This window comes from Bacillus sp. SG-1 (assembly GCF_000181495.1).
Lineage (GTDB): Bacteria > Bacillota > Bacilli > Bacillales > Bacillaceae_B > Rossellomorea.
Genome location: NZ_ABCF01000003.1, coordinates 1 through 26,881 on the forward strand (window position 1 = coordinate 1; position 26,881 = coordinate 26,881).

33 protein-coding genes are annotated in these 26,881 nt (G+C 43.7%); 26 read left to right on the forward strand and 7 right to left on the reverse strand.

Features of this window, described 5'->3' with window-relative positions:
- From BSG1_RS04575 to BSG1_RS04610, 7 genes are all read left to right on the forward strand, one after another.
- The coding region (locus tag BSG1_RS04575) for a diacylglycerol kinase (RefSeq protein WP_006835724.1) at positions 1–872 on the forward strand (872 nt) is incomplete at its 5' end.
- 218 nt (positions 873–1,090) lie between these two features.
- Positions 1,091–1,879 (forward strand): divergent polysaccharide deacetylase family protein, encoded by a 789-nt coding sequence (locus tag BSG1_RS04580; RefSeq protein WP_006835725.1) that lies wholly within the window; start codon positions 1,091–1,093, stop codon positions 1,877–1,879.
- A 364-nt stretch (positions 1,880–2,243) separates the two neighbouring features.
- The gene (locus BSG1_RS04590) at positions 2,244–3,872 is read left to right on the forward strand and encodes a mechanosensitive ion channel (protein WP_198008189.1); all 1,629 of its coding nucleotides are present in this window, start codon (positions 2,244–2,246) and stop codon (positions 3,870–3,872) included.
- Between the two features lie 380 nt (positions 3,873–4,252).
- Positions 4,253–5,242 (forward strand): TAXI family TRAP transporter solute-binding subunit, encoded by a 990-nt coding sequence (locus BSG1_RS04595; RefSeq protein ID WP_044022413.1) that lies wholly within the window; start codon positions 4,253–4,255, stop codon positions 5,240–5,242.
- Between the two features lie 119 nt (positions 5,243–5,361).
- Positions 5,362–5,880: a DUF1850 domain-containing protein gene (locus BSG1_RS04600; protein WP_006835729.1), complete on the forward strand. Its 519-nt coding sequence runs from the start codon at positions 5,362–5,364 to the stop codon at positions 5,878–5,880.
- Positions 5,873–7,864: a TRAP transporter permease gene (locus BSG1_RS04605; RefSeq protein WP_006835730.1), complete on the forward strand. Its 1,992-nt coding sequence runs from the start codon at positions 5,873–5,875 to the stop codon at positions 7,862–7,864. The genes BSG1_RS04600 and BSG1_RS04605 overlap by 8 nt, the downstream gene beginning before the upstream one ends.
- 344 nt (positions 7,865–8,208) lie before the next feature.
- The gene (locus tag BSG1_RS04610) at positions 8,209–8,799 is read left to right on the forward strand and encodes an MEDS domain-containing protein (protein ID WP_006835731.1); all 591 of its coding nucleotides are present in this window, start codon (positions 8,209–8,211) and stop codon (positions 8,797–8,799) included.
- An 897-nt stretch (positions 8,800–9,696) separates the two neighbouring features.
- Here BSG1_RS04610 and BSG1_RS04615 read toward each other — a convergent pair.
- From BSG1_RS04615 to BSG1_RS04625, 3 genes are all read right to left on the reverse strand, one after another.
- On the reverse strand, positions 9,697–9,993 hold the full coding sequence (locus tag BSG1_RS04615; protein ID WP_006835732.1) for a hypothetical protein: 297 nt from the start codon (positions 9,991–9,993) through the stop codon (positions 9,697–9,699).
- Positions 9,994–10,151: 158 nt separating this feature from the next.
- Positions 10,152–10,496 carry a hypothetical protein gene (locus tag BSG1_RS04620; RefSeq protein ID WP_006835733.1) on the reverse strand — a complete coding sequence of 115 codons (345 nt, stop codon included), beginning with the start codon at positions 10,494–10,496 and terminating at the stop codon, positions 10,152–10,154.
- A gap of 289 nt (positions 10,497–10,785) precedes the next feature.
- On the reverse strand, positions 10,786–11,157 hold the full coding sequence (locus BSG1_RS04625) for a cyclic-phosphate processing receiver domain-containing protein (RefSeq protein WP_044022414.1): 372 nt from the start codon (positions 11,155–11,157) through the stop codon (positions 10,786–10,788).
- 900 nt (positions 11,158–12,057) lie between these two features.
- Between BSG1_RS04625 and BSG1_RS04630 the strand changes: the two genes are divergently transcribed.
- The 10 genes from BSG1_RS04630 (at position 12,058) to BSG1_RS04670 (ending at position 18,344) form a co-directional block, all read left to right on the forward strand.
- The gene (locus BSG1_RS04630; protein WP_006835735.1) at positions 12,058–12,315 is read left to right on the forward strand and encodes a hypothetical protein; all 258 of its coding nucleotides are present in this window, start codon (positions 12,058–12,060) and stop codon (positions 12,313–12,315) included.
- 21 nt (positions 12,316–12,336) lie between these two features.
- Positions 12,337–12,654 (forward strand): YciI family protein, encoded by a 318-nt coding sequence (locus tag BSG1_RS04635; RefSeq protein WP_006835736.1) that lies wholly within the window; start codon positions 12,337–12,339, stop codon positions 12,652–12,654.
- Entirely contained in the window at positions 12,651–13,652 is a 1,002-nt protein-coding gene (locus BSG1_RS04640) for a S66 family peptidase (RefSeq protein ID WP_006835737.1), read from the forward strand. The genes BSG1_RS04635 and BSG1_RS04640 overlap by 4 nt, the downstream gene beginning before the upstream one ends.
- A gap of 51 nt (positions 13,653–13,703) precedes the next feature.
- On the forward strand, positions 13,704–14,252 hold the full coding sequence (locus BSG1_RS04645) for a hypothetical protein (RefSeq protein ID WP_006835738.1): 549 nt from the start codon (positions 13,704–13,706) through the stop codon (positions 14,250–14,252).
- Between the two features lie 333 nt (positions 14,253–14,585).
- Positions 14,586–15,599 (forward strand): S66 family peptidase, encoded by a 1,014-nt coding sequence (locus BSG1_RS04650; RefSeq protein ID WP_006835739.1) that lies wholly within the window; start codon positions 14,586–14,588, stop codon positions 15,597–15,599.
- Positions 15,599–15,772, forward strand: a complete 174-nt coding sequence (locus BSG1_RS20755; RefSeq protein WP_006835740.1) for a hypothetical protein — start codon at positions 15,599–15,601, stop codon at positions 15,770–15,772. The genes BSG1_RS04650 and BSG1_RS20755 overlap by 1 nt, the downstream gene beginning before the upstream one ends.
- Positions 15,773–15,822: 50 nt before the next feature.
- A complete protein-coding gene (locus tag BSG1_RS04655) occupies positions 15,823–16,440 on the forward strand; it encodes an NUDIX hydrolase (RefSeq protein WP_044022415.1) in 618 nt (205 codons plus the stop codon).
- A 153-nt stretch (positions 16,441–16,593) separates the two neighbouring features.
- Positions 16,594–17,055: a DinB family protein gene (locus BSG1_RS04660; RefSeq protein ID WP_006835742.1), complete on the forward strand. Its 462-nt coding sequence runs from the start codon at positions 16,594–16,596 to the stop codon at positions 17,053–17,055.
- Positions 17,056–17,160: 105 nt separating this feature from the next.
- Positions 17,161–18,000 carry an alpha/beta fold hydrolase gene (locus tag BSG1_RS04665; RefSeq protein ID WP_006835743.1) on the forward strand — a complete coding sequence of 280 codons (840 nt, stop codon included), beginning with the start codon at positions 17,161–17,163 and terminating at the stop codon, positions 17,998–18,000.
- On the forward strand, positions 17,982–18,344 hold the full coding sequence (locus BSG1_RS04670; RefSeq protein WP_006835744.1) for a hypothetical protein: 363 nt from the start codon (positions 17,982–17,984) through the stop codon (positions 18,342–18,344). Before BSG1_RS04665 ends, BSG1_RS04670 begins: the two co-directional genes overlap by 19 nt.
- Positions 18,345–18,580: 236 nt before the next feature.
- Here BSG1_RS04670 and BSG1_RS04675 read toward each other — a convergent pair whose 3' ends face one another.
- A complete protein-coding gene (locus tag BSG1_RS04675; RefSeq protein WP_006835745.1) occupies positions 18,581–19,603 on the reverse strand; it encodes a DUF4030 domain-containing protein in 1,023 nt (340 codons plus the stop codon).
- The gene (locus tag BSG1_RS04680; protein WP_044022416.1) at positions 19,603–20,118 is read right to left on the reverse strand and encodes a sigma-70 family RNA polymerase sigma factor; all 516 of its coding nucleotides are present in this window, start codon (positions 20,116–20,118) and stop codon (positions 19,603–19,605) included. The genes BSG1_RS04675 and BSG1_RS04680 overlap by 1 nt, the downstream gene beginning before the upstream one ends.
- Before the next feature lie 686 nt (positions 20,119–20,804).
- Between BSG1_RS04680 and BSG1_RS04690 the strand changes: the two genes are divergently transcribed.
- Together BSG1_RS04690 and BSG1_RS04695 are read left to right on the forward strand one after the other, a co-directional pair.
- A complete protein-coding gene (locus tag BSG1_RS04690; protein ID WP_006835748.1) occupies positions 20,805–21,347 on the forward strand; it encodes a GNAT family N-acetyltransferase in 543 nt (180 codons plus the stop codon).
- Positions 21,348–21,388: 41 nt separating this feature from the next.
- Complete coding sequence (locus tag BSG1_RS04695; protein WP_006835749.1) at positions 21,389–21,847, forward strand: GNAT family N-acetyltransferase; 459 nt, start codon at positions 21,389–21,391, stop codon at positions 21,845–21,847.
- A gap of 62 nt (positions 21,848–21,909) precedes the next feature.
- On the opposite strand, the gene BSG1_RS04700 is transcribed toward BSG1_RS04695, so the two are convergent.
- Positions 21,910–22,131, reverse strand: coding sequence for a hypothetical protein (locus BSG1_RS04700; RefSeq protein ID WP_044022417.1), 222 nt, complete (start codon positions 22,129–22,131; stop codon positions 21,910–21,912).
- A gap of 120 nt (positions 22,132–22,251) precedes the next feature.
- Between BSG1_RS04700 and BSG1_RS04705 the strand changes: the two genes are divergently transcribed.
- From BSG1_RS04705 to BSG1_RS04720, 5 genes are all read left to right on the forward strand, one after another.
- Complete coding sequence (locus BSG1_RS04705; protein ID WP_006835750.1) at positions 22,252–22,704, forward strand: YndM family protein; 453 nt, start codon at positions 22,252–22,254, stop codon at positions 22,702–22,704.
- Positions 22,705–22,997: 293 nt separating this feature from the next.
- On the forward strand, positions 22,998–23,150 hold the full coding sequence (locus BSG1_RS21060; protein ID WP_006835751.1) for a hypothetical protein: 153 nt from the start codon (positions 22,998–23,000) through the stop codon (positions 23,148–23,150).
- A gap of 135 nt (positions 23,151–23,285) precedes the next feature.
- Positions 23,286–23,591, forward strand: a complete 306-nt coding sequence (locus BSG1_RS04710; protein WP_006835752.1) for an antibiotic biosynthesis monooxygenase family protein — start codon at positions 23,286–23,288, stop codon at positions 23,589–23,591.
- The gene (locus BSG1_RS04715; protein WP_006835753.1) at positions 23,588–23,980 is read left to right on the forward strand and encodes a hypothetical protein; all 393 of its coding nucleotides are present in this window, start codon (positions 23,588–23,590) and stop codon (positions 23,978–23,980) included. The genes BSG1_RS04710 and BSG1_RS04715 overlap by 4 nt, the downstream gene beginning before the upstream one ends.
- Positions 23,981–24,349: 369 nt before the next feature.
- Complete coding sequence (locus BSG1_RS04720) at positions 24,350–24,697, forward strand: DUF805 domain-containing protein (protein WP_044022418.1); 348 nt, start codon at positions 24,350–24,352, stop codon at positions 24,695–24,697.
- Positions 24,698–24,727: 30 nt separating this feature from the next.
- Here BSG1_RS04720 and BSG1_RS04725 read toward each other — a convergent pair whose 3' ends face one another.
- On the reverse strand, positions 24,728–24,922 hold the full coding sequence (locus BSG1_RS04725) for a hypothetical protein (RefSeq protein ID WP_044022419.1): 195 nt from the start codon (positions 24,920–24,922) through the stop codon (positions 24,728–24,730).
- A 206-nt stretch (positions 24,923–25,128) separates the two neighbouring features.
- Between BSG1_RS04725 and BSG1_RS04730 the strand changes: the two genes are divergently transcribed.
- The gene (locus BSG1_RS04730; protein WP_044022420.1) at positions 25,129–26,466 is read left to right on the forward strand and encodes a S8 family peptidase; all 1,338 of its coding nucleotides are present in this window, start codon (positions 25,129–25,131) and stop codon (positions 26,464–26,466) included.
- 216 nt (positions 26,467–26,682) lie between these two features.
- Positions 26,683–26,829 carry a hypothetical protein gene (locus BSG1_RS20760; RefSeq protein ID WP_006835757.1) on the forward strand — a complete coding sequence of 49 codons (147 nt, stop codon included), beginning with the start codon at positions 26,683–26,685 and terminating at the stop codon, positions 26,827–26,829.
- Positions 26,830–26,881: the final 52 nt, after the last annotated feature.

Sequence of the window (26,881 nt, forward strand, 5' to 3'; positions counted from 1 at the left end):
AAAAGCATCTGCCGGAAGTGTTGATTAAATTGGAGCAGGCAGGGTATGAGGCTTCCTGCCATGCGACTGTTTGCGAAGGGGACGCAACAGAAGCGGCCCGCACAGCTGTGGAACGAAAGTATGACCTCGTGGTGGCAGCCGGCGGCGATGGAACGCTGAACGAAGTGGTCAATGGGCTCGCTGAACAGGACTATCGTCCGCGCCTGGGAATTGTCCCAATGGGCACGACGAATGACTTTGCCCGGGCACTCCATATCCCAAGGGACATCGGTGCAGCTGTAGATGTCATCATTAAAGGCGACACGATTCCGGTCGATATCGGCCGCATGAATGGCGAACGTTATTTTATTAATATTGCAGGCGGAGGAAGAATTACGGAGCTGACTTACGAAGTGCCGAGCAAGCTGAAAACCGTGCTTGGGCAGCTGGCCTATTACTTGAAGGGCGTCGAAATGCTTCCTTCCATTAAAGCGACCGACCTGACGATTGAATATGACGGGAAGCTCTTTGAAGGTGAAGCCATGTTATTCCTGATCGGGCTTACCAATTCAGTGGGAGGATTTGAAAAACTCGCACCTGACGCGTCCATCAACGACGGGATGTTCTCTTTGTTGATCTTGAAAAAGACAAATCTGGCAGAGTTTATCCGGATAGCAAGTCTTGCGGTCAGAGGCGACCATATCAAGGATCCCAACGTTATTTACACTCAGGCAAACAGGGTTAAGGTCTACTCCAAGGATAAAGTTCAGTTGAATATCGACGGTGAATTCGGAGGGCTTCTTCCAGTTGAGTTTGAAAATCTTTACCGCCACCTGGAAGTGTTTGTTCCGATTGACCAAATACGTGAAGAGGATAAAGCGGATAGAGGCTGATTAGAGTAAATGAATTAAAGGTTGAAGGACAGACTCAGTGGGAATTCTGGGATTTGACAGAACTTCTCCTGACCTGCTCTTCCAGTAATCATTTTAATAAGTAAGTAATTTCCTGACGCTGAATTAATTTTCAGCGTTTTTTTTTAAAAACCGGGTGTTTTTACCAGGTCGATAAATCAACCGGTTTATTGGCATACTAAGCTAAAAAGGAAGAGATTATGAAAAACATCATTGTGTTATGTATGCTTGCTCTATTGTTTGCTACCGGGAATGTTTCAGCAAAAGAACCTGAACCTTCCTCGTTAAAGAAAAGATCCCTATCCATTGTCATTGATGATTTCGGTAATAATATGGAGGGCACAAAGGAAATGCTGGAGCTTCCCATTTCCTTGACCGTGGCAGTGATGCCGCTGATGGACACGACCAAGGAAGATGCAGACCTGGCACACCGGTTAGGCCATGAAGTGATAGTCCATATGCCCATGGAACCGTTGAAAGGAAAGCGGAGTTGGCTCGGACCGGGAGCAATCACCACTGACCTCAGTAATGAGGAAATCAGAAAAAGGGTTGAAGCGGCAATTGATTCGGTACCATTCGCCGTCGGTATGAACCATCATATGGGATCCAGGGCATCGGCGGACGAGCGGGTGATGAGAGTGGTCCTGACGGTTTGCAAAGAAAGGGGCCTTTATTATCTGGACAGCAGGACTACACCTAAATCCGTCATCCCTGAACTGGCGGAAGAAATAGGAGTGCCCCTCTTGGAAAATGAAATGTTTTTTGACGATATATATACTACAAGGCATATCGTGAAACAAGCCAATCGTGTTGTAAAACGTTTGGAAAAAGACGACGAGGTCATTGCAATTGGCCATGTCGGCATCACAGGGACCAAGATGGTGAACGTTTTAAGAGAGTATATTCCCGTATACCTCAATGAAGCGAAGGCGGTGCCGTTATCTGAATTGATTCCGGAATTTGAGTTAGTAAACGAGCGTTTGGAATAAAGGGGAGCCGCAACAAGGAACGACATTTAAGCAAAAATTGAAAGTTGAATCATCTTTTGTCCGATTCCCTTTTCAAGCCAGTATATAACGTGTATGGAAAAAATAGAGCTCCGTTCAATGCGGAGCTCTATTTTTATTTCATTCTTTTTAAAATGTGTTTTCGCAAAATTTTTGGTTTTTAATTCAAGATTTAAAAAAATATAGGTTGGTTGAAGCGGAGTCACGCACCTGGAGCGGAAATCAGTTTTATACATCACAAGAATGATGTCTACCAAAAGAATTTTTAAAGTTGAAATCCCCCGGTGTTTAAGGAACAACACCAATGGGAAAAGGAGGGTTAGAAAAAGACAAAGGAGTTGAAAAGATGAATAACATGAATATGTACAATTTTGAGGGATTTTTAGGAAAGCTCCCCGATTTTATTCTTGCACTAGTAGTTCTTCTTATCGGGTGGCTTATTGCCAAAGGGGTTGAAAAGGCGGTTTACAAACTGCTGAACAGAACCGGGATGGATGACAAGTTATTCTCTCATATCCCTAACAAAAAATATTCATCTGAAAAAATTATCAGTAAAATCGTATATTGGATTTTACTCTTAATCGTATTCATCATTGCACTAAACATCTTAAATCTTGATCTGATCGCAGAACCGCTGGTAAATCTGATGAATTCTATCTTCGGTGCGATTGATAACATCCTTAAAGCAGCTCTCATCCTTCTTGTTGCTTACGCTATAGCAAAGTTAGTCAGCTACGGTGTACGCAAGCTTGGTGAAGCTTCTCACTTTGATCATCTGCTTGTGAAATGGAAACTGGCAGACACTGAAAAGGATGCACATGCAGGCATTGATAAGACAGCTAAGGTCTTGTTCTACCTTGTTCTTCTCTTGTTCTTGCCGGCAGTTCTTTCAGCGCTGGATATTACAGGTATATCCGAGCCATTCACGGATATGCTGAACAGTATGCTCGCATTTATTCCTAAATTGCTTGCAGCGGCATTGATTGTCCTTGTGGGATACTTTGTTGCCAAGCTTGTCCGTACAATTGTGACAAACTTTCTGCATACAATTGGTTTGGAAAAGCTGAGAAGTCGACTTGGATTAAACAACACCCTGAACGGTACGACTCTTTCTTCCCTTGTCGGCAATATCGTGTTCATCCTGATTTTGATTCCGACTGTTATTGCCGCACTGGAGAAACTTGATATCGAAGGAGTTTCAGGACCGGCAATCGACATGCTTAATGATGTTCTGACGATGCTGCCGAATATCGCTGTAGCCATCGTACTGATTCTGGTCGGTCTTTGGGCAGGACGCATGGCAGGCAAGTGGACAACCAACTTCCTTGATCAATTGAGCATCAACTCCCTGATGAGCAATATGAAAGTGGGAAGCTGGAAGCCGGGAGAGTCAACTGATTCACTCACGATTACGAAGATCCTTGGTTACATTGTTCATTTTGTTGTAGCTTTGCTGTTCATTGTGGAAGCACTGCAGATCGTTGAACTTGAATTCCTTGTGACACTGGCTACGGGTGTATTCGCCTATATCCCGAGCGTCATCGCAGCGATTGTCATTCTGGCTGTCGGACTGTACCTTGGAAATATCGCGAAGAAAGTGTTGACCAGCATTCTGAATGGAAACAACAAGAATGTGCTGGCGGCAGTCGCAAAATATGCGATCATCATCATGGCGTTTTTCATGGCGCTTGATCAGCTTGGCATTGCACAATCCATCGTTAATTCTGCGTTCATCCTTGTCCTTGGAGGAGTTGCCTTGGCATTCGGCCTTTCATTCGGACTTGGAGGAAGAGAATTTGCATCTAATTACCTGAGCAAGATGGAAAACAATCTATCTGATATCTCAGTCGATAAAGAAAAAGCAAAAAGAAAGGCTCAGGAAAATCAAAAAGATGATTGGACATCTTCAATGAATGAAGACGGTACAATTGATAACCAGCCGAATCGTTTTGACGATGATTTTCCTAAAAGATAATCAATAAAAAGGGCCCGGGGGCATCCCGGGTCTATTACATACTAATTAGTAGGTAACATGTATTTTGGGTGCCGCATTAACCATTATGCTGAAATAATTTTTAAAATTAGCAAAGATTTGATAGAATAGAGATACAAAGCTCGAAGTTTGCATTTCATGTAATAATATTCAAAACTAAATAAGTTCATACATACTTATGGGACAGATGTCGCTAAGCGTACTCTGAATTGGCTCCGCTTACACTATATTTTGTTGTAATGCAAAATGGTGTATAATTACCAATTATCATTAATAATTGAAAAGTGAATTTATTTACAATATTGTTACAGATTATGTTAAACTATCTTTGTTATTAAAAAAATTTATAGGGGTGAATGACCATGAAAAAGAGAAGTTTATCATTCAGTGCTGTGATTCTTCTTGCAGTGACTATGATTCTGGCAGCTTGCGGCGGCGGAAGCGGCGGTGGATCTGGTGAAGGCGGAGAAACAGAAGTAGACTTTATCGGAATTGCTACAGGTGGTACGGGTGGTACATACTATCCACTTGGCGGTACATTTGCAAAAATCATTTCAGATGAAGCAGGAATTGAATCTTCAGCATCAACATCTGGTGCATCTGCTGAAAATATGGCAAGCATTAAAGCTGGAGATATTGAAATCGCCTTCACACAAACAGATATCGCATCTTATGCGACTGAAGGAACAGAAATGTTCGCTGATAATAAAGTAGAAAATGCTCAAGGTATCGGTACGTTATACCCTGAGACAATCCAAATCGTTACAACTAAAGGTTCTGGTATTGAATCGGTTGAAGACCTGAAAGGGAAAGTCGTTTCTGTCGGTGAAGCGGGATCTGGTACATTGTTGAATGCTACACAAATCCTTGAAGTTCATGGATTGAGTGTTGACGATCTGAAAGCACGCAACCTTTCTTTCGATGATTCAACAACGGGTATCCAAGACGGTACGATCGACGCAGCGTTCATCACATCTGGAACTCCAACAGGTGCTGTAGAAGGACTTGCGGCTACTCAAGATATCGTCATCATTCCTGTCTCAGCTGATAAAGCAGACGAGTTGATTGAAAAGTATCCTTACTATGCAAAAGATACAATCAAAGGCGGCACTTACAGCAAAATTGACAGCGATATCGAAACAGTTGCTGTCCGCGCAATGCTTGTAACACGCTCTGAAATTTCTGAAGATGTTATCTATGAAGTAACGAAAGCCATCTTCGAAAATACAGACAAGATCAGCCATGCGAAGGGTGAACTGATCAGTGCGGAAAATGCACTTCAAGGAATGGGTATCGAACTACATCCTGGAGCTGCAAAATACTTTGAAGAAAAAGGAATCTCTCAAGACTAATATACTTTCTTCAGGCAAGATGGAATAGGCCGATCTTATCGGTCTATTCTTTTGTTATGAAGAACGGAATTTGGAAGAATATTCTTTTTCTCCAAAAAGTATGAAAAGAGTGTTGAAGCATGAAGTGGAAAAGAACGGCTGCATTCCTTGCAGCAGGCACACTGCTCCTTCTGTTATTCGTTCCCTTCCAACGGTGCGTTGTCCTGGTGTCTCTTAAAACAGAGGGGGATAAGGTCCTGGCTCCGCTGAAATCAGGAGAAGAGAGTGAGTTCTCCATCCTTTACACTCATTCCATTCATCTTTCTGATGTCCGTGAGGTGTACAAAGCGGATGAATATATGAACATCGTCCAGACAACCCTGATTTATGAAGACACAGCGATTGGGATGCCCGGGGGGGCAACAGGAGAAGAGGTTTTTGGAAGAACAGAAGACGGACGGTATAAGATCAGCAATATGAACCGGACTTTTCCTTTTATTGATATCTCTATCGGACGAGTAGCGGCAAATCATCGTTTCATATACAATGAAAAGGTATACAAACTGGCTGACTACTTTAAACAAGGAACACTCATCCGCATGAGTGTACAGAAACAATCATTATTTCAACTTTGGAAAGGAGTGATCCTTGATGGATAACAACTCAAAACACTTCGAGTCACTGACAGCTGAGCAGCAGCAAGAGCTGTTGGAAAAATATGATCCTGAGTCTTCCACGAGAAAATTCAAGTCGGGAATCGTCAAATGGATCGTATTCTTTGGATTGCTGGCATTTTCGCTTTTCCAGCTGACAGCCTCCATTTTTCAATTCATTCCCAGGCAATTACTTCTATCCATTCACTTAGGATTTGCATTATCGCTAATCTTCTTATTATTCCCTGCAAGCAAAAAGAGATCACGCAAGGACAAAGTTGCCTGGTATGACATTATTCTTGCATTATTGTCCATAGTCGTCGGAAGCTACTGGACGATTATGCAGGACGATATAGTCAGCAGGATCGGAATCATGACAACGGCTGACTTTACAGTCGGGATCATTGCAGTGGTGCTGGTACTTGAGGCAACACGCCGAGCTGTAGGTTTGCCAATCACAATCATCGCCGGTTCCTTCCTGCTGTATATGTACTATGGAAGAATCATGCCTGGATTCTTGGCACATAGAGGGTATGATATTGATGCCATCGTCAAAACAATGTTTTTTACAAGTGAAGGAATTCTTGGGACACCGTTATATGTTTCAGCGACCTTCATCTTCCTGTTCCTATTGTTCGGGGCGTTTCTGGTCAAGACCGGTGTAGGTCAGTATTTCAATGATCTCGCTGTTTCTCTTGCCGGAAAAAGAACTGGAGGACCGGCGAAAGTCGCAATCTTCTCAAGTGCCCTGCAAGGAACGATCAGCGGAAGCTCAGTTGCTAACGTTGTAACATCGGGTTCATTCACGATCCCTATGATGAAAAAGCTGGGTTACCGTAAAGAGTTCGCCGGCGGGGTAGAGGCAGCCGCATCGACGGGCGGTCAGTTAATGCCGCCGATCATGGGTGCAGCCGCATTCCTGATGGTTGAATTCATCGGCGGGGTTTCCTACTGGGAAATCGCAAAAGCTGCCGCGATTCCAGCCTTGCTTTATTTTACAGGAATCTGGATCATGACCCACTTTGAAGCAAAGAGAATCGGCTTAAGAGGGTTAACAGATGAAGAAATGCCGGATAGAAAAGAAGTCTTTAAGAAAATTTACTTGTTGCTGCCGATCCTGACAGTTATCATCCTATTGTTCTCCGGAATGAGTGTTATGCGTGCGGCCCTATGGTCGATCGTTGCGACGATTGCCATCAGTGCCATCCGCAAAGATACACGAATCGATTGGAGAGATGCGGTGGATGCCCTGGTTGATGGGGCGAGAACAGCTCTTTCCGTTGCAGCTGCGACGGCTGCTGCGGGTATCATTGTCGGGGTAGTAACGAAAACAGGTCTTGGCCTGACAATGGCAAACGGACTTGTTGACCTTGCCGGAGACTTAACTAACTCTGCTCAAGGAAAGCTGTTATTAACTTTATTCTTCACGATGGTGGCTTCCATCATCCTTGGAATGGGTTCACCGACAACAGCGAACTATGTTATCACATCCACCATCGCAGCACCGGCGATTATTTTACTAGGTGCACCTGAGCTTGCTGCTCACTTATTCGTGTTCTACTTCGGAATTATCGCGGATATCACACCGCCGGTTGCTCTTGCTGCCTTTGCCGCCGCAGGGGTATCGGGAGGCGAACCGATACGAACCGGACTCAATTCCGCCAAGCTGGCAATTGCCGCGTTCATCATTCCGTATATGTTCGTCTTATCACCGGAACTTCTGATGATCGACACGACAATTCCATATCTGTTATGGGTTGTATTCACGGCCATCACTGGTATGATGGCCATCGGAGCAGCCATGATCGGCTTCTGGTACCGCAAAGTGACGGCTATCGAGCGTGTACTTTGTCTTGCGGCCGGAATCATGCTGATCTACCCAGAAGGAATGACAGACATCTTCGGATTGATCTTGTTTGTCATCATGCTGGCGCTTCAGTTCTTCATAAAAGGTAAAAGCAGCGGGGATAAAGAACCTGCTACTGCTTGAGCCGGAAATTAACCTCAAGGTAACAGGTTTATTTCGGAACCGAACAAGTAAATAACAAAGTAAAACGCACTGTATTTTATTGTGAAATACAGTGCGTTTTTTTGTGTTGATAACAAGTGTGTTTTAGTTGCCAAGTGTATACAACAACACATATTATCAAATAGAGATATGGAAGAATACGAGGTGTGGAAGTCAAAATTTAGTTCTTCGGAGAGATTACTTTACCCGATACTTTCCTTGTACTAAAAAGAACTAATGTGTTAATGTTAGGTGGAAGAAACGACTAATGGGAAGCTTGAGAGTTTTTTAGTTACTTTCCCTTAACGGAAAGGAGACTTTAGCATATGTCATTAGACTTCACGCAAGCAGACATTAATAATTCAAGTGATCAAACAAACAGCCTAGAAACCCTAACTGAAGGGCATGTTTTTTATCGATTCCAGAATGAAGAAGTTTACATCGACAAGTTACTTTCCTTTATCAAAACTGGAATAGAAAGAAAACAACATATCCTCATTATTGAAAACATGAGAACTACCTTAAAAATAAAATCTAAGATTGATAGTATATTTAGTGATGAACAGCTACAGTGTATTTCTCTGGTAAACAACTTTGATTATTACCTATCAAGTGGAGATTTCAACACAAAGGTGATTATAGAATATTTTCAGAAAGACCTTTCTGTCTTGAAAAAATTTAATTCTTCAATTCGTACGTGGGCTCAAGTGGAATGGGCTTCAACCGAACCAGATGAAGAACTACTTAGGAAATTCGAATCCTCCGCAGATGACTTTGTTATAGAAGCACGTATGCTTTCTGTTTGTGCATACGATTCGCATCGTTTAAATCCCAGATTGAATACAACGTTGGAACAATTACACAAATACATTATGACTGATGATACATTTCAGCTGTCTCCGTTTTATAATAAATAGACTTGTATTCAGTGGTCCTATACTGGCCTAACTGGTTCGGTTTCGGAGTGCAAAAAGGCGCTGCTTGATTAGCGGAATAATCCTTACTAAATTTAAATCAAAAAATACACAGTAATTGGTTTATGTAGTTCAATTTAGAGGTACAAACCATAAAAATTCATAGTCTTTAGCATACGAATCCGCACCATTATTCGTATGCTATTTTTTTATTGATAGTACAGCATATCTTTTACTTTCAAGTGTGTTTTCGTTTCTATAACCGCAACACTGAAATATATTATTTACGTGGCAAATTCATTGTGTAATGGTATAAAAAGCCATAACGGATTTTATCCATTATGGTTAATTCGTTCTTATAGAGATTAAAATAACTTAACAAGTCCACTTTCTATCCTCAAAACAAGCCCCTCGTTTGTTCAACAAGCGATTCTTTATTCCTGGCACTCCTCCGCCATAGAAGCAAGGCCCCCAAAAAAGTACCTGCACCATTAGCTTATATAATAAAGGAAGAAATTTCTCTTAAGTAAGAAATGTCGAGGAAAGTAGGTCAAATAGAGGAAGAATCTTCCGCTATTAACTAAAAAAACATGAAAATTGGGCTGCTGAGCATATTTAACGGAAAATCCTTCCCTTATTTACCTCTCCTCAGCTAAATTCTGCAGTTTAACGGAAAAATCTTCCCTTATTTTAACTAAACTTCCTCTTCTCTTGGTGACTTTCTCGATTAATGAATGCTTTTTCTAGTTTTGTATTCCAAAACTGAACTACTTATATCTGGTAATCTGTGTGTGTTTATTTATTCGAATCCTCCATACCATAGGGAAAGGACATGATTTCCATTGAACTAAGTCTATTTTTTTGACCAAGTACTCCATTTATTAGTTGGGAGGTTATTATTTATTCCGGTTTTAAAATGGTTCTTTGCAAGGGAACTCCGCCCATGCTGACGTTCCTTTCTATAAAAAGATAACTCTTTCCGTCGATGACGAATCGTCCATCGCCCTCATACTTTACATCTCGTCCTCTTTTCTCCAATTCACGATGAATGGCCTGAATATACTCATTGAATTGAAAATACCGTTCATCAAAGTCGATGACGATATGATCTTTTTTATATCCCATCAACGTGTTAAAGAGAAAAAGTCCGCCTGCTAAAACCAAAATAAAAATACCTAAACCGATCAAGGCTTCCATTGAAATCACTCCTTTTCTATAAATACGGATGATAGGACGGGAGGTTTCAAAAAATCGGTTTAACAGAGACAGATTGTGATTGTTGTGCCTCCAGGGTGAGATAAAACCTAAACAAAAAGCCATCAATCCATATTAGGTTGATAGCTTTGAAAAACGTTTTATAGGATTGTAACCGAAAAAGTAAGCGGAAAGCCGACAAGGAACATCCAGCCGATCTCCTGTTTGTGACGCAGCGGCAGAGAACGGACTAGCCAGGACAGTACCTGTGCAATGAACACAAATAGAAAGGCCCAGAAAATCTGTCCGATCACGAAAACAAACAAATACCCGATGGTCGATTCGTTATTGAACAGAAGAGAATAGCCGAAACCGCCGGCTAAGACCCAGATAGTCGCAATGATATGTAGATAGGGGATCCAAAAACGGCGGGATTTCAAAGTCAGCAAGACACCAATGACCACACAGCCAACCAAAATGAAATTGACATAAGAATTCACATCCACAATTACCCCTCCTTAATCTCATCCTAGAAGGTATTTAGCACAACAAACGCCAGCTAAACGTGGAGGATTCTTCCAATCACTAACGCGTTAAAGCGCGATAGGGGACAGTCCCTCTTCGTGCGGTAACGCGTTAATCCACTAAGAGGGACTGTCCCTTTCAGTGCTTTAGAGTGTTAAAGCGTGCGGCAAACTTAAAAGGGCAGCCAATGAAGTCTGCCCTTTAGACGTTTCGCTATTCAAATAACATGAGGTTGCAATATATGAATGAGATTTTATTTGAGTGATGAGATTAAATTGTGTTTTGATAGTGCTCCAAAAATCCGGGGGGATAAGTGTACAGGGGCAGAGGGCGTAAAGATACGGTAATGGTGGAAGGCATAATTAAATCTTGCTGTGCTTGTTTTAAAGATTTATACATTCCCTTGCCACGCACCGAGTTTGCAGAATGAATTGTGATGCGGTTGGCAAAAAGTTTTTCATGAACCATAATTCGAACCAGCATGGTGCCGTCCCTGGTCTTGTTTAGTAAATCGTGATCCAATGACAGATGTTCGATGTCGTAGTTTTTCAATAGATTCAAACATTCGTCAATTGTTTCTACGAGGACATAGCCATCGGGTGCCTTGCGAATGTCATCTAGGAAAACGCTGATTTTCTCCATTTCTTCATGCTCCTTCCCATAAATAGGTATGACTAAGAGAAGTCGAAAGGACCCTAGATAATATGTGATTAAATTCATCGTAACATAAATTGAGCTGTAAATGGGGAAAGTCTGGAAATCCATACATTCCATTATATGACTATGATGATGAATTTTGTCGAACGAGGACGAAAAAATGTACACATCATTTGTTCGGTTGGCAATGTAGTTAGTAAAGGGTTATTCAAAATTATATACGGAATATTTTTGTGGTCCTACTCCTTTTACTTCTGAATAGGCACTATGGATTCCAGTAATAAATTGGTCACGTTCCTTAGTCTAAAAACGCCTTTTTCAGTGACTATAGATAGATTCGCGGTTGATTTAAGCGGAAGGTATGCGACCTCCAGCGGGATTAGCGGGACAGGTGAGACCCCCAATCCAGTTGCAGCGCCCGAGGTTACGTACCCACTGGAACGTAACCCAGCCCCTCGGAGTCAAATAACCCTCATAGAATAAAAGGAAAGATCACCTTTTTTTTGATGAGGAACATTTGCCTGTCGGGGCTGACCGGGGCGCTTCCACTTTTTATACAGGCGAAGCCGAGGAGGCCAATCCAGCTCCGCGGCCAGTGACTAGCAGATTTCGGTCTCTCTCCTTGCGATAAGTCATCATCGAATCGCTAAAGCTCTTCGTGATTCCTATATCTCATGCGAGAGTCCTAAAATCTGTACGTCGCTGAACGGCCGCTTCCGCTTTGTAATTCACCGCCCGCCCCGCGGAGTCGTATACCTGAAGCGGAAATCAAGCAACACCATATTTTAAAAAACATTACTCTTTAAAAAAATCCAATTAATTAACAAAAAAATCAGACAATCAAAGGAGGAATTATGGTAGGGTAAAAATAGTGAGGTGATATATATGAATAAGAATCTTCAATCGATAGCGATTATAATACTGGGGCTCTGTATAGTATTGGGAGCATGGCTCATTTCCAGCGCCCTTGGTGAGAATCCTGAACCTGTACAACAAAATGAAGAGTACAGATATGAATTCCTATCGCCGAATGATAACAACATCATAATTTTCGATAAACAAACCGGCGAATACTGGAGAAGATATATCGATTCTACCGAAGGACCAACAGAATGGGAGAAACAGCCGTCTCCGGTCCAATAGTCATTTAAAGGAGAATGAGGGATGGAAAGAAAACAATTCCTGTATAAATTAAAATTGATAGAAAGATTGACAGATGAAAAAAACTGGACAGAAAAAGAAAATGAAATAGTGTCACAACACTTCGGCTATCTGCAGGAAATGTTGAACGGGAAAAAGCTGATACTGGCCGGAAAAACCAAAGGACTGGATGAATCCACCTTCGGAATCGTCATTTTCGAATCAGACTCCGATGAAGAAGCATTGTCCATAATGAATGGCGATCCTGCTGTAAAAGAGGGAGTCATGACAGCGGAACTTTTCCCTTATCAAGTAGCTTTGATGGGGGATCTGCGCTCATGATGAAGCCTGAGAGATTAAAAGAGGGGGATACGATAGGGATTATCACCCCTTCCACTCCTGCACCCGTTTTGTTCAGTGAACGATATGAAAGAGGTTTGGCTCAACTAAGAAAGATGGGGTTCAACGTTATAGAAGGTAAGTGCTCCAAGCTTTCTCAAGGCTACCGTTCAGCTTCCATCAGAGACCGTGCAGAAGAAATCAATGATTTTATCCGTAATCCTGAAATAAAAGCCATCATCAGCACCATCGGAGGGACAAACTCCAACTCCCTGCTTCTCTACATAGACTATGAAACTTTGAGAAAGAATCCAAAAATTATCATGGGGTACAGTGATGTCACGGCGCTTCTGTTAGGCATTTATAGCAGGACCGGGTTGACTACCTTCTATGGCCCAGCCATTGTGCCATCCTTCGGCGAATATCCGGAGATGCTTCCGAAGGGAAGAGAATACTTTGAAAATACAGTCATGCAGACCCATGAGTGTCCGCACACGCTGGAAATTCCTTCAGAATGGACGGAAGAAATGCTGGATTGGAGGACGCAGGACAGAGCCAAAAAACTGGTCCCGAATTCAGGATGGAACTCACTAAGAAAAGGAAAAACACGCGGAAAGCTGATCGGCGGTAATCTGAACACAATGTCAGGAATCATTGCCTCAGAGTATTTCCCGGACTTGAAAGGAGCAATCCTTTTTATAGAAGATTCTTTTAAAGATATGGCGATCCAGGAACGCTCCTTGAGCATGCTGAAGCTTGCCGGCGTTCTGGATGACATAGCCGGGTTGATTGTGGGTAAACATGAACACTTTAATGATTGCCATGCTCCGTTCACCTTTGAAGATCTTCTGATGGAAGTCATGGGTGACCGCCAGATTCCGATCATGACCAATGTGGACATAGGGCACACCTTCCCGTCGCATGTCTTCCCAATCGGGATTGAAGCTGAACTAGACGCAGACAATGGCACAATCACTTTCTTGGAAAAAGGTGTGAAGTAACAGCGATATCCTTCCTGCTCCTTCGTCTAATGTAGTAAAAAGGAGTAAGGTATGAAAAAGAAAAAAATCGTGTTACTTACCATTTTGCTGTTAATGATCAATCTCAAAACGTCGGCGACTCAATGGATTACATTAGAGCCGGAAGAAGTGATGGAGAGAGCAAACATCATCGTCGTCGGACAGTATGATTTTTCTAAAGATCCTATGAGAACCGTGAGACGTCTTTACAGGCCTTATGAGTTCAGGATAAGCAAGACGATCAAGGGAGAACCGCCGTCCTCCTTGCTTGCGGGAATTTACACGCAAGATATTTCGAGAATGATAGAGTTTCAGGCAGAAGGCGGCGAATTTCTCTTATTTTTAGAAAAAGAGAGCTATTCCAAATACGCGCTGCCCGTGGGTGGACCGAATGGAACCCTTATGCTGATGGATGGAGAATTGTTTCAACCCGGCTTTAATCACAAGGCGCTCTATGAATTGGTGGAACAAGACATCGGGAGTCCTTCAGTCGCTGGTCCGGTGGTGATTTTACTTATTTGCTTCAGCCTTGCAGCACTACTATTTTTTAAAAGACTGTATTCTAAAGATTACTGCTCCTGACACCACCTCTTCTGAATTTGTTTACGAACGGTTGATTGGAGCGGAAGGTGTGTGATCTCCTGCGGGATTAGCGGGACAGGTGAGACCCCGCAGGCGCAGCCGAGGAGGCTCACCGCCCGCCCCGCGGAGTCGCGCACCTGGAGTGGAAATCAACTTTCTCATTCAAATAGCAACAATACACAACGGCAGTCACTTGAGAAATGTGAGGTCCCTTGTGTCAGCGCTGGTGAACCATTGTCCCGCCGGCCATCGTGGGTTGAGTACATATTAAAGAAGGAAACCCAACAGAAATCTCGAATTACTCATCAAGACAAGAAGTGAGGACTGATAAACATGATAAGCTATCCAACGTTAAAAAAAGAAGCAACCATCGGCGTCACAGCCCCTTCTTCAGGAGTGCGGGCAGAACTTCATAGCATGTTCAGGCTTGCCATTGAGCGAATGAGTTCGAGGGGGTTCAATGTCGTGACGGGAGAAACCGCTTGGACTCAGGATAAAGCAAAGTCTGCTCCATCCAGAGTACGGGCGGCAGAATTCAATGAAATGATGCGAAACGAAAAAATCGATATCATCATCCCGCCATGGGGCGGCGAGCTCCTGATTGAAGTCCTGCAGGATATTGATTATTCCTCTGTAAAAAATAAATGGCTTTTGGGTTACTCGGATACAAGTGCCCTCATGCTGGCGATCACGCTGAAAACGGGTATCGCAACAGCGCATGGAACGAATTTTGTAGATCTAAGAGGCGAGTATTGGGATGAAACGACAGCAAAATGGGAAGCGGTCTTATCAACAGAACCAGGCGGCACGATCATCCAGCACTCTTCTCCCCAATATCAATTAAGTTGGGAACACGATACTCCTTCACCATGTGTATTTCATCTCACGGAAGAAACGAAGTGGAAAACAGCAGGAGGTGCGGCGGTAAAAGTTGAAGGAAGGCTGCTCGGCGGCTGTATTGATGTTATCCGTCATCTCATCGGTACCGACTTTGGTGATGTAGCTGGATTCCGTGAAAAGCATATTCCGGGTGAGCCGGTTTTATGGTACATGGAAAACTGTGACATGAATGTAACCGATTTAAGAAGGTCGCTGGTTCAGATGAAGTATGGCGGCTGGTTTGAAAATTGCTCGGGAATCCTGTTCGGACGCAGTGATGCCAATGCTCCAGTCGGCAATTTTATGGTGGAAGATGTCTATCAGGAGTTGGCTGATGAACTGGGTGTACCGGTTGTCTATGATATAGACTGTGGACATATGCCCCCGCAGGTGACGTTCATAAATGGAGCCTATGGGGTAGTTGAAGTGGCGGATGGAAAGGGCAAAGTCGAGCAGAGGTTTGTTTGATGAGATACTTCATCATCTTCCTGCTGGTGCTGCTTGCATCAGTGTCCCTGTTTTTCCCCCTGGCGATGTTTGCAGGTGAAATAGTGGAAACAGGCGTACTGCTGCTCATTCTTCTCGCTGCTTTTATCATCAGCCTGCTGTTTTATATCATAGATTTACTCAAAAAAAGATAGCGCTGCCTCAACATGAAGCAGCGTTTTTGTTTGGAAAAGGGGAATGGGACATGAAACACAAATGGCTGGAGTGGGCCCAAAAGATCCAATCGATATCACAGTCAGGGCTGGCATTTTCAAAAGACGTGTACGATATCGAACGGTATGAAGAGCTGCGGGATTTGAGCGCTGAGATCATGGCTGAGTATACTGACGTTGAAAAAGAGACGGTCAAAGGGCTCTTCGCCCTTGAAAAAGGCTATCAAACGCCAAAAGCAGACGTAAGGGGAGTGGTTTTTGAAGATAACAAAATCCTTCTCGTAAAAGAAAAAAACAATAACAAATGGTCACTGCCAGGAGGATTTTGCGATGTCGGGCTGTCACCTGCAGAAAACGTCATCAAAGAAATCAAGGAAGAATCAGGTTATGAGGTCAAATATAAAAAGCTTTTGGCCCTGCTCGATTATTACAAACATCCTCATCCGCCGCAGCCGTTTCACTACTATAAAATATTCATCCAATGCGAGCTCATCGGCGGCAACCCTGAAGCCGGTCTGGAAACGAGTGAGATCGGCTTCTTTGATGAGAATCAGCTCCCGGAATTATCCGTTGACCGCAATACAGAGTCTCAAATCCGCCTTCTGTTTGAATTTTTAAGGAACCCGGAGAAGGAAACCCTGTGTGATTAAGGGGTTTGTGATGGAATTGCGTCTGTCTGGGAGAAATTAATTGCGTCCAATCCGTGAGAATTGCGTCTAACTCAGATTTATTGCGTCAATTAAAGTTGGTTCGACAAAAACCGGGTCGTGCCTGGCACGCCCCGAATCTAAAGGAGAAAAACGATGCTGGATATGTTCAGATACAACTGGAAAGTAAGGCAGGATTGGTTTGAATGGTCCCGCGAACTGCCGCCTGAGGAGCTAACAAAAGAGCGGCCCGGTGGAATGGGGAGCATCCTGGCCACACTGTTCCACGTAGCTAACGGTGAACAAATCTGGGTCAACCAGATGCAGGGAACACCGGTCATCATGAAGGAAGGTGTCTCTTCTCTTGAGGAAGCCATGGAGTTTACAAACCTGACCCAACCCATAACAGAACAGTTCCTTCAATCCTGGGACAAAGAAAAAGCCAGCCAAACACTTACAAAAAAACACCGGGATGGCAGTACATATGTCATCACCTATGAAAAGATCATCAAACATCTGATTTCACATGAAATTCATCATATCGGTCAGCTTTCTATCTGGGCAAGAGAGATTGGCCGCAAACCGGTCTCCAGCGATCTGGTTTTCCGGGACTACTAATCGAGCCGCTCATTACGGAGTTTTGAAGATTGGTAGGAGACCGACAAAGGTGAGGCCTGTACCAAGAGCCATAACTGATCGCACCAACGAGAGGAGAACAACACAATGAAACGGTATTTTATAGAAAACGGCACAATGCCGGTGCATATCACGGAGTGGGGCAGCGGCAATATACCGGTCATCTTTTGTCTGCATGGCCTGGGAAGCACGAGTCTGAGCTTCATTGATGTGGCCGAAGAGCTTAAAGGCGAGTATCGGATTATATCAGTTGATGCACCCGGTCACGGCAAAACACCAGCCTTTCCCAATGCGGAAGACTATGAGATGCCGAGAATGGCAGAGTGGCTGAAAGATATCATCGCTACTCTCGAACTGAAAGATTTCTATTTCCTGTCTCACTCTTGGGGAAGCTTCGTTCACTTGTTTTATCTGAAAAAATATCAGGACAGAGTCAAAGGCTCCATCTTCATAGACGGCGGCTATCAAAGCAAACGTCATGGAGGAAAATCTATGGAACAGGAAATGGCTTACTATGAAAAGGATTTTGAACAGACATGGGCGAATTGGGATGAGTTTCTGACACTGGTGAAGAGCGAAACAATGACTTGGACGCCGTTAAAAGAAAAAGCTGCTGAGGATCTGGGGCTCAGAAAAGACGGCCGAATTTACTGGCATGCGAGAGGGACGACGGGGGCCAATATCATTAAGGCGATGCACAAGGATGATATAGAGGACATTTTTGAAGACATGCCGCCTGGAATTCTCCTATTGAAAGCCACTTTGCCTCATCACTTGGTGGAAGACAGGAAGAACCAGGCTGAACGATTTCAGCAAAAAACTCGCGCTGAAGTAAAAGATATTTCTGAAGCGACTCATCTTCTGCATTGGGACCGTCCCCAAGCAGTGGTGGAGGAAGTGAGAAGAAGATGGCCGGACCAAAAATGAAAAAGACAGCAGGAATAATCCTCGAAAGCATCTACCTACTCTGTTTTGCAGGCCTATTGTACATTGACTTTTTTGCACATGAAACACCGAAATGGGCAGTGACAACTCTGTTTGGAATCATCATCGTCAGCATCCAGCTCTCCTATATCCCGAAACGGGAGGAATCAGCGAAAAGGACCGGTATCTTTTCGCTGGTGACAACCGTCGTCCTGTTCCTTCTCGTTCTTGGTTTCGAAATGGGCGGGGGTGTTTCAAAGGTGGGCATCACCCTCCATCATCCAATTGTCTGGACTTTGGTCATCTTCAGTGTGTGGATGAGTGTGAGGAAAATTAGAACGGCTTGATGAAGAGTATGGTTACTAATAACCTGAACAATTTCTTATTTGATTCGAAATACTGATTGAGCAAACTAACTAGAGGATCACTGTGCTGCAAAAATGTAGAGAAACATTTTTACCAAACGTTTGTTTAAGATATCTGGGGAGAATGGTGCATTGTGTTGGTGGGGGAAGAAAGTCCATGTTTTTTCAATAAATTAAACAAGAAGGCCCTCCTAAACAACCGGCGGGCCTTTTCCATCTTAGTATGCAGTTTCCAGCAGCACTTCTTTATCCTTGCTGTATATCACAATTTTATAGGAGTCATCTTGTACGGCCTCTTTCGCCTCTTCCGATTGAATGAACTCATTCACGGTTTTTTCGGTTTGGGCAGCGAGCTCTTTTGCACGGCTGTCCGAGGCAGGGAGGTCGAGAGTGACAAATACGGTCATTGATCCCTTGTCGTTAGACTTGGTAATTTTCTTTACGTGGAAGTCTTTTCGGCCCATCAGTCCTTCGCTGATCGTAGTAATCACAGGTGTCCAACGGTGGTTCTGCTCACTTTTTGCCATATCGATTTTCTGGAAGCTGACTTGGACTTTATCCATCCCTGCATCCTGAACAAGCTTTTGCACGGTTGCTTCAATTTCGGCTGTTCTTGTTTCTGTATCGGGAATGTCCAAACCAACTTGTTTTCTTTCATCACTATAAGATCCCCCGACGGAGAGAATTTCAAAATCGTAATTCTTCAGGCCTTCATGGACAGTATTAAGCAAAGTCCTGTTCAAATGCTCCTGATGTTCTTGCTCAGGCGTGTTTTCGTGGGGTTCTTCTTGATAAACTTTTATGGTAAAAGCGTCGTAGCCGCGAGCTGCCAGTAGTTCTTCAACCCGTTCTTCGATTTCTCCTTTCTTACTCAGGAAATATTCTTCAGAACCAGTGACGGCTACTGTAAATTCTTTTTCCGGAGTATAGCTCATCCCCATGGCATCTACTTCATATTCCTCTCTCAATTCTTCAGCAATGATTTGGAAGACCGGCTTTGACTCGAAAAGCTGATTTAAAAGCGGCAGTTTGGAAGCCATGTCAGCCATAGTCGGCGACACAAATGCAGAACCGATGAACATGCAGAAGAGAGCCGCTGCGGCACCTGCAGAATAAGCGGTTTTCTTTGCGAACCCCCATCTTTTCCTCTTCCCGCGGCGTATGGCCGAATCAATGGCTGCGTCCAACTTTTTCTCGGGAACCGGAACTTGGTCCACCTCATGTTTGAAGGAATCTTTCATTACAGACACTCCTCTCTTAGGTCAATTCTCAGTTTATTAATGGCCCTGTGCAGGTTGGTTTTCACTGTCCCCTCAGGACAATCCAGCATGGTGGCGATTTCTTTGATTTGCAAGCCTTTGTAATAACGGAGGATGATCACCGTCTTGTATTTCTCCTCCAGGCGGTCGATGGCATCCACGAGATCAAGGCTTTCGGCGATATGTACCTTCTCACTGGTCTCATAACGCTCGATTTCTTCAAAAGGAATCACTTTTTTGTTTTTCTTGATGAAGTCCAGAGCTGTATTGATCAAAATTTTGGAAAGCCAAGTGGAAAAATAGCCTGGCTCCTTCAAATTCTTAATGGAGATATAAGCTTTGTAGATTGTTTCATGAACAATATCAATCGCGTCATTCTCATTTTTTACATAAAGATAGGCCATCCGGTAGAGCTTGTTCTTTTCTGCTTCAACAAGGTCCTGGAATGCTTTGTCGTTTCCCCTTCTGGCTTTTTTCACTTTCGTAAGCTGCAGCATTACGGAATCCTCCTTTCTGTACAACCGTTAGACATCCTGGGGTAGAAAAACGTTTCAATTTTTTTCGGGAATGGTCCAGCGGTTTATCCTGGTGTAAAAATCCTTCCCGTTTTCGTATGTATTGATCGTTGATTTCCACTCCATGTGCGCGACTCCGCGGGGCGGGCGGTGAGCCTCCTTGGCTCAACTTTTTACAAGTCTTTATGAAATAAAGGCATTTGCAGCCACAACCTCGAATATGGGATTAACTCTTATTTTACAAGAAACGGAGATCTGCAGGTGAGAAAGACAGGAATTGATGCAGCTGGGCAGTTTATCCAGGAGTTCTTTCCTGACTGGGTCTCGGCAGTATAACACCTCAACGAAAAATGAAACCATTCAAAATAAAGGATTCTTTTACCAGGCTTGTCTTAAAGAACGGGTACATGAGCCTGAGTATGGAGTATTTTGGCTGGAAATTGCGGAAGCTGATTCTTTGCTCCACCATGATCACCAAAAATGGGCAGTGAGGAATGCGCCAGAAATGAGTGAATGACTGTTATGCACGAAAACGAGGTGGTTATGCGCCTGATTTCAAAGTTATGCACGAAACCGAAATGGTTATGCATCCAACTCAAGAGTTATGCGTCTAACTCGGGGTGAAATGCACGAAACGTCCGAAAACAAGAATAAAGGAGCCAAAACTAATGAAAACAAGCACTTTACCAAAAGTGATCCTGAGAGAATTGACCCCCGATGACGCGGAGGACCGCTATCAATGGTGTCTGGATGTCGAAGTCACCAGGCACTTGAACATGCCGAATAAATATCCGCCGTTCAGCCGGGAGGAAACACGTCAATGGATTGAGATGTGCATCAGCCGCAGCAACGGGTATGAGCAAATGGCCATCGAGACGGGTGACGGAATCCACATAGGCTGGGTTGATATCAAAAATATAGATAAGCTCAATAAACATGGAGAGCTCGGAATTGCCATCGGAGCCAAGAGGTATTGGGGTAAAGGCTATGGGCTGGCGGCGATGAAAGCGATGCTTCAATACGGTTTCACTACACTTGCACTCAATAAAATCTGGCTGCGGGTGGAAGTAGATAATGAGAAAGCGATTAAGTCTTACAGAATGATGGGCTTTGTGGAAGAGGGTATCCTGCGCCAGGACCGGCTGCGGGAGGATGGCTATGTGGACAGATTGAGGATGAGCATTCTGAAGGACGAGTTTCTCGACAACTAGTCACAACGCATCGGATAATGTGGAAAGGAGGAGAGTGACGAATGAACCTGACTTTTAGAAAAGCAGCAGAACAAGATTTGGACAGTATTGTAAGATTGCTGTCAGATGATATTCTCGGGATCAAAAGAGAGCGGTACCAACACCCGCTTCCAAACAGTTACATAACAGCATTCCAGGCGATTGATGCCGACCCGAACAATGAACTGATTGTCGCTTGCCTGGACGGGGAAGTGGTCGGTGTCCAGCAAATTACGTTCACTCCTTATATCACGCACCAGGGAGGATGGCGGGCAACGATTGAAGGAGTGCGGACGGCTTCAGCTGTAAGGGGGCAGGGAGTTGGAAAGGAAATGATCCAGTACGCCATCCAACGTGCTAAGGAACGCGGCTGCCATCTGGTTCAACTGACAACCGACAAGCAGCGTCCGGAGGCTTTACGTTTTTATGAAAGATTGGGCTTTAGTGCCACACATGAAGGATTGAAGTTGAAGCTCCATTAAAAAGGAGCTAAACAAAAAAGCAAGCTCTGGGGTGAGAACCGAGCTTGCTTTTTTGTCATGAATCAGTAGAGATGCCTTATGCTGGCGGGAGATGTAGGACCAGCAGGCGTGATGTATCCGGCAGGAAGGTATTCGCCAAATACAAAGGATCCCGTTGGTGTACCGAGATAATAGTGTTTCTGTTTTACCTCCTCAATATCCTGGAACTTCTGCAGAAAATAATACTTATAAACAGGCGGTGGAATATAGGGCGGAATGAAGGGAGGGTAAAAAAAGACTCGCATGGCGCCGCTCCTTTGTTTTTAACAGTATATTTCTTCTAGCGGGAATGTTATGGCCTTCTGCCTAAGTCTTTGAATAGTTCTTGCAGTACTAGGCAAAATAAGGTTAAAAGGAGTGAAGAGATGGAACATGTAAAAGCTTTTTTCATCAAATTTACTGCCTGTTTTGCACTGTTGGCAATCATACTTGGAGGAATCTACGGCATTACATTAGGCGACGTATTTGTGATTTCATTGGTACTTAGTATCATCGGTTATGCTGCAGGGGATTTATTTATGCTGAGAAGAGCGAGTAATACAACAGCTTCCCTGGCTGACTTCGGACTCGCTTTCGTTTTAATCTGGGCCATGTTGGCCAATATGACACCAGTTGATGATGTGTTGATCCCGTCTCTGATTGCTGCTGCAGGTGTGGCTGTGTTTGAGTACTTTTACCATAAGTATCTTTATAGGAATCTTTTCCACCAACGCGACAACACAAAAAGCGCACAGGGAAATCTTCAGTATCAGACAGAGGCTGCCGAAGAGATGACTCCGGTCAAACCGGATATCCGGAATGATGAAGGAGATAAATAAAGTGTATGGGCTCTCGCTTAGGTGAGGGCTTGTTTTTATGAAAGGCTCCTTGTTCTTTCGTCTAATTAGCAAAGAGAGATATCATAAAAATTATTCTGGTATCACAGGGAAGAAACTCCAATAGGCAAACTCTAGTTTAGAAAAATGAAATACTGGGAACATATCTTGCAAAGCGGAGGAACTCTTTTTAGAGTATCCGGCTTGAAAAGGTAAAAGCAATAGAAGTAGAGATAGAATTTCACATGGTTTGAAGCAGTCTGGTTCATACTAAAAAACAGAAAGGATGAAATGTCATGAAGGAAAGAGAACCAATCGGCACAGGTGTACCGAAAAATCGTGATGAATTGTTCGGGCTGGATAAGCAGGAAAGCCTGCAGTCCACAAATTTTGCCACAACGGAAAACACTTATCTAAATGAAAGTTTTCAAGACGAAACAGACGAGTAAATGATTTATATAGGAGAGGGACGGACCTGGCTTCGTCCCTTTTTTAAATCCCAAAGGGTCCGTGTTTCCCGTACTGACTCTGTGTGTTAAAGAATAGAATAGAATCAGAGAAACAGTGAAAGGGATGAGAAATACATGTATATTGTACACTCGACGTTTGTCGTACCGGATGAAAAGGCGGATGAAGTGATTTCAATCTATCATTCTCGTTCCCGTTTAGTCGATAAAGCAGATGGCTTCCAGCGTTTTCTGCTGCTGCAAAATGAAAAGAAGCCTGGAGAAATCACGGTCCATATGGAATGGGACTCGAAGGAACAATTCATGACATGGATTCAGAGTGAAGACTATAAGCGCATTCATGAGTTGGAAAAGAAATACCCGGACCAGGAGCTCGCTTCCATCATTCCATCCATCAGCAAGTTCAAGGTGGTGGCGGTATGACCGATATCGGGGAAAAATATGAAACAGTCATCAACCGCGCTGTAAAAGAAATCTATGTGAAGTATCCAGAGCTGGATGAAAAATATGGTGAGCGGGGACGCCAAAAATGTTATGAAGATAACATTTATCATTTTCAGTATTTGGAGACGTCAGCGGGAGTGGGCTCAGCGAAAGTCTTTACCGACTATGCTCTTTGGCTGAACAGTGTCCTCGTCAGCAGAGGAATGTCCACAGACCACCTTGTTGATAACTTTCGCAGCATCATCAAGGCTCTTGAAGCATCACCGGAAGTTGAAAACGGAGATGCATTTTCCGATCATTTATACCAGGCGATCTATGCGCTGGAAGAGAGTGACGGGACGGAAGATGTGGAGCGGCCAGTCTTGTGAAAAATACATAGTATTGAGTAGTGGAGCACCGGATCCTGCGTGGGTTGGGTGTTTTTTTATGTTGGTGAGTGTTGCGAGAAGTGTGTGGTGTGTCGGTTTTTGTCGAACGGTCGATAAATAGGTGAAATCGCCGATAAATCCCCAGAATCGCCGATAAAATCAAAAAAAACGCTGATAACTGCACTGTAATCGCCGATAGATTCACCGGTCACCTGATTGGACCTGTTCAAAAGAAGAGAAGTACCTTAAAGAGCATGCAATTGGCCGAATTGTCCGCTTCAATCAAAATTCTCCTCACACTCCGCCAGTCTCCCGCTTATTTATGCTACCATGGAATTAAATACCACCAACAAAAGGGGGAACACACAAGTGAAATGGTATTTCAAATCCATAAAGAACTACTTGTATTTTGAGGGAAGGGCAAGGCGGAAAGAATATTGGATGTTTACCTTAATTAATTTTCTGATTTTCTGGATACTTGAATTCATCGAAAATTATAAAGGCTGGAGAACGCTTCTATCAGGCCTCTATGGGTTATTCATCATCCTGCCAGTGGTGGCAGTGAACGTGCGCCGGCTCCACGATATTGGCAGGAGCGGGTGGTGGATGCTTATCGGTTTGGTCCCTGTCTTCGGGCCTATTGCATTGTTTGTGCTTGCCTTCATGGACAGTGAAGAGGGCAGTAATCAATATGGACCTAATCCGAAATACAGTTAATACATAAACTCGCCTGCTGGGGTGAGTTTTTTAGTTATCATTTTCAGTCGAATCCTTCAACTTCACCAGATTCGTGATTATACCTACAAGCCCTATAACCGCGAAAGTCAGAGGCAGGGCGGTAAATTCATCGGTCCGTTCTTCGAAGCCCAAGCGATAGGCTCCGTATAAAAAGATGATCAGGCTTACAATCAGGGCCGTAATGATTTTCTTCTTTCTGCTCATATCCTTCACCCCATATAATAATTCTGCTGTCATTCTATCATTATTAATAAATTGAGAACAGGTTTGCATCAAACGTTTGATTAATAGACATTATCCTAAAGTAGTAAGCTTCGATGAAAAACAAAATTCCATTGGGCATTGGACAAGCGCCGCCACCATACCCTTTTCGTTTCAATAAGATATAGAAACGGAAAGGGTGTGAAAAAATGTTTGGATATTCCATGATACAATTGGTACGATCGAATGCCCACCGACTGGACAGGTCGTTGCGTGAAGAAATACTTAATCTATACAGGCCCTTTAGGTGGACTCCATGCTTCCTGCATAAGTTCTTTGAGGGATCTCTCAGGCATATGAAAAAGCTGCCGGTCATCATTGAGTTCGAAAAGGATTGCCATTTGGAGGGAACGGCAGAAATTGCAAGAGTCACCAATAATCATTTCCGCTCAAAGGTAAAGGGCGATTTCTCCAAGATATCCTGCTGCAGTGCAGATTTGTCCCCGAGCGGATTGGAAGAAGTCTTGAGCAGCTGCCGGCATGTTAAAAAAGTATATCTTAACCGAAAAGTCCACGCCTTATTGGATAACGCAGTAGATTCAGCCAACGCGAAGAATGTTATCCGGCAAGGCAGAAAGTTGACGGGAAAGGGAGTGACCATTGCCGTCATTGATACAGGAATATACCCTCACCAGGATTTATCAGGAAGAATCATAGGGTTTAAGGACTTTATTAATGACAGGCCGGATCCTTATGATGACAATGGGCATGGCACCCACTGTGCAGGAGATGCAGCCGGGGATGGTACGGCATCTGCAGGGCAATATATCGGACCAGCACCAGAAGCTGATATTGTCGGTGTGAAGGTCTTGGATAAGATGGGTTCCGGATCTCTGGATACAGTCATGCAGGGGGTTCAGTGGTGTATGGATTATAATGAAAACAACCCTGACAACAAGATTGATATTATCAGCATGTCTCTCGGAAGTGCTGCGCAATCCTATGAATCTGAGAATGATGACCCGATGGTGAAGATAGTAGAAAAAGCATGGGCTTCTGGAATTGTTGTCTGCGTGGCGGCAGGAAATGAAGGACCCGATGCCGGGACCATTGCAAGCCCGGGAATAAGCGACCAGGTGATAACTGTTGGGGCACTGAGTGACAATGATACCTCAGATACAAGGGAAGATGATGATGTGGCAAGCTTTTCGAGCAGGGGGCCGACCCTTTTTGGAAAGGCCAAGCCGGATATACTAGCACCTGGGGTGAATATCGTTTCATTGCGCTCGCCCAATTCATATCTTGACAAGCTTCAAAAATCAAACCGGGTTGGCGATCAATATTTTGTGCTGTCAGGTACATCAATGGCAACTCCAATCTGTGCGGGCATTGTGGCCCTCCTTCTTGAACAATTACCACAGGCAAAACCCGAAGAGGTAAGATCGCTCCTCATGAATGGTACAGATTTATGGAAGGATAGAAATGAAAACATCTATGGCGCCGGGTATATCAATGCCGAGAATTCTGTACCGGGAAGTAATTCATAAAAGATGAACAAAAGTCTGCCTTTTGCTAAAGCAGACTTTTTTACTGTTTGTTTAATATAAATTACAAAATGGTAAGCAAGAGAGAAAAAACCGTGTAACCAGGAGGAGAATCCGGCACCAGGGATTTTTCTGAAAGCCTTATAAAAAAACGCATTACATAATAACGTTTCACACCTTGTCAGGAGGGAAAACATATAGAAAACAGGAGGGATCATTATGTCTGGAAAAAAAGAAAAAAATGAAAATCTAAAACAAGCAGAACGTGACCTTCAAGAAGAAAAGAAGAATGAAAGTGTACTGGACCATAGCAGGGAACCTGATCAGCAGAACCGTCTGAAGGACCAGGAAAACTTAAGGAAATAAGATGACTTGGGGGAATGAAATCATAGGGTTTCATTCCTTTTTATTTAGACTT

Excerpts from the sequence above, each read along its gene's own strand:
- BSG1_RS04580 (WP_006835725.1), top strand. The coding sequence starts at position 1,091 with ATGAAAAACATCATTGTGTTATGTATGCTTGCTCTATTGTTTGCTACC.
- BSG1_RS04590 (WP_198008189.1), top strand. The coding sequence starts at position 2,244 with ATGAATAACATGAATATGTACAATTTTGAGGGATTTTTAGGAAAGCTC.
- BSG1_RS04595 (WP_044022413.1), top strand. The coding sequence starts at position 4,253 with ATGAAAAAGAGAAGTTTATCATTCAGTGCTGTGATTCTTCTTGCAGTG.
- BSG1_RS04600 (WP_006835729.1), top strand. The coding sequence starts at position 5,362 with ATGAAGTGGAAAAGAACGGCTGCATTCCTTGCAGCAGGCACACTGCTC.
- BSG1_RS04605 (WP_006835730.1), top strand. The coding sequence starts at position 5,873 with ATGGATAACAACTCAAAACACTTCGAGTCACTGACAGCTGAGCAGCAG.
- BSG1_RS04610 (WP_006835731.1), top strand. The coding sequence starts at position 8,209 with ATGTCATTAGACTTCACGCAAGCAGACATTAATAATTCAAGTGATCAA.
- BSG1_RS04615 (WP_006835732.1), bottom strand. The coding sequence starts at position 9,993 with ATGGAAGCCTTGATCGGTTTAGGTATTTTTATTTTGGTTTTAGCAGGC.
- BSG1_RS04625 (WP_044022414.1), bottom strand. The coding sequence starts at position 11,157 with ATGGAGAAAATCAGCGTTTTCCTAGATGACATTCGCAAGGCACCCGAT.
- BSG1_RS04630 (WP_006835735.1), top strand. The coding sequence starts at position 12,058 with ATGAATAAGAATCTTCAATCGATAGCGATTATAATACTGGGGCTCTGT.
- BSG1_RS04635 (WP_006835736.1), top strand. The coding sequence starts at position 12,337 with ATGGAAAGAAAACAATTCCTGTATAAATTAAAATTGATAGAAAGATTG.
- BSG1_RS04640 (WP_006835737.1), top strand. The coding sequence starts at position 12,651 with ATGATGAAGCCTGAGAGATTAAAAGAGGGGGATACGATAGGGATTATC.
- BSG1_RS04645 (WP_006835738.1), top strand. The coding sequence starts at position 13,704 with ATGAAAAAGAAAAAAATCGTGTTACTTACCATTTTGCTGTTAATGATC.
- BSG1_RS04650 (WP_006835739.1), top strand. The coding sequence starts at position 14,586 with ATGATAAGCTATCCAACGTTAAAAAAAGAAGCAACCATCGGCGTCACA.
- BSG1_RS20755 (WP_006835740.1), top strand. The coding sequence starts at position 15,599 with ATGAGATACTTCATCATCTTCCTGCTGGTGCTGCTTGCATCAGTGTCC.
- BSG1_RS04655 (WP_044022415.1), top strand. The coding sequence starts at position 15,823 with ATGAAACACAAATGGCTGGAGTGGGCCCAAAAGATCCAATCGATATCA.
- BSG1_RS04660 (WP_006835742.1), top strand. The coding sequence starts at position 16,594 with ATGCTGGATATGTTCAGATACAACTGGAAAGTAAGGCAGGATTGGTTT.
- BSG1_RS04665 (WP_006835743.1), top strand. The coding sequence starts at position 17,161 with ATGAAACGGTATTTTATAGAAAACGGCACAATGCCGGTGCATATCACG.
- BSG1_RS04670 (WP_006835744.1), top strand. The coding sequence starts at position 17,982 with ATGGCCGGACCAAAAATGAAAAAGACAGCAGGAATAATCCTCGAAAGC.
- BSG1_RS04675 (WP_006835745.1), bottom strand. The coding sequence starts at position 19,603 with ATGAAAGATTCCTTCAAACATGAGGTGGACCAAGTTCCGGTTCCCGAG.
- BSG1_RS04680 (WP_044022416.1), bottom strand. The coding sequence starts at position 20,118 with ATGCTGCAGCTTACGAAAGTGAAAAAAGCCAGAAGGGGAAACGACAAA.
- BSG1_RS04690 (WP_006835748.1), top strand. The coding sequence starts at position 20,805 with ATGAAAACAAGCACTTTACCAAAAGTGATCCTGAGAGAATTGACCCCC.
- BSG1_RS04695 (WP_006835749.1), top strand. The coding sequence starts at position 21,389 with ATGAACCTGACTTTTAGAAAAGCAGCAGAACAAGATTTGGACAGTATT.
- BSG1_RS04700 (WP_044022417.1), bottom strand. The coding sequence starts at position 22,131 with ATGCGAGTCTTTTTTTACCCTCCCTTCATTCCGCCCTATATTCCACCG.
- BSG1_RS04705 (WP_006835750.1), top strand. The coding sequence starts at position 22,252 with ATGGAACATGTAAAAGCTTTTTTCATCAAATTTACTGCCTGTTTTGCA.
- BSG1_RS21060 (WP_006835751.1), top strand. The coding sequence starts at position 22,998 with ATGAAGGAAAGAGAACCAATCGGCACAGGTGTACCGAAAAATCGTGAT.
- BSG1_RS04710 (WP_006835752.1), top strand. The coding sequence starts at position 23,286 with ATGTATATTGTACACTCGACGTTTGTCGTACCGGATGAAAAGGCGGAT.
- BSG1_RS04715 (WP_006835753.1), top strand. The coding sequence starts at position 23,588 with ATGACCGATATCGGGGAAAAATATGAAACAGTCATCAACCGCGCTGTA.
- BSG1_RS04725 (WP_044022419.1), bottom strand. The coding sequence starts at position 24,922 with ATGAGCAGAAAGAAGAAAATCATTACGGCCCTGATTGTAAGCCTGATC.
- BSG1_RS04730 (WP_044022420.1), top strand. The coding sequence starts at position 25,129 with ATGTTTGGATATTCCATGATACAATTGGTACGATCGAATGCCCACCGA.
- BSG1_RS20760 (WP_006835757.1), top strand. The coding sequence starts at position 26,683 with ATGTCTGGAAAAAAAGAAAAAAATGAAAATCTAAAACAAGCAGAACGT.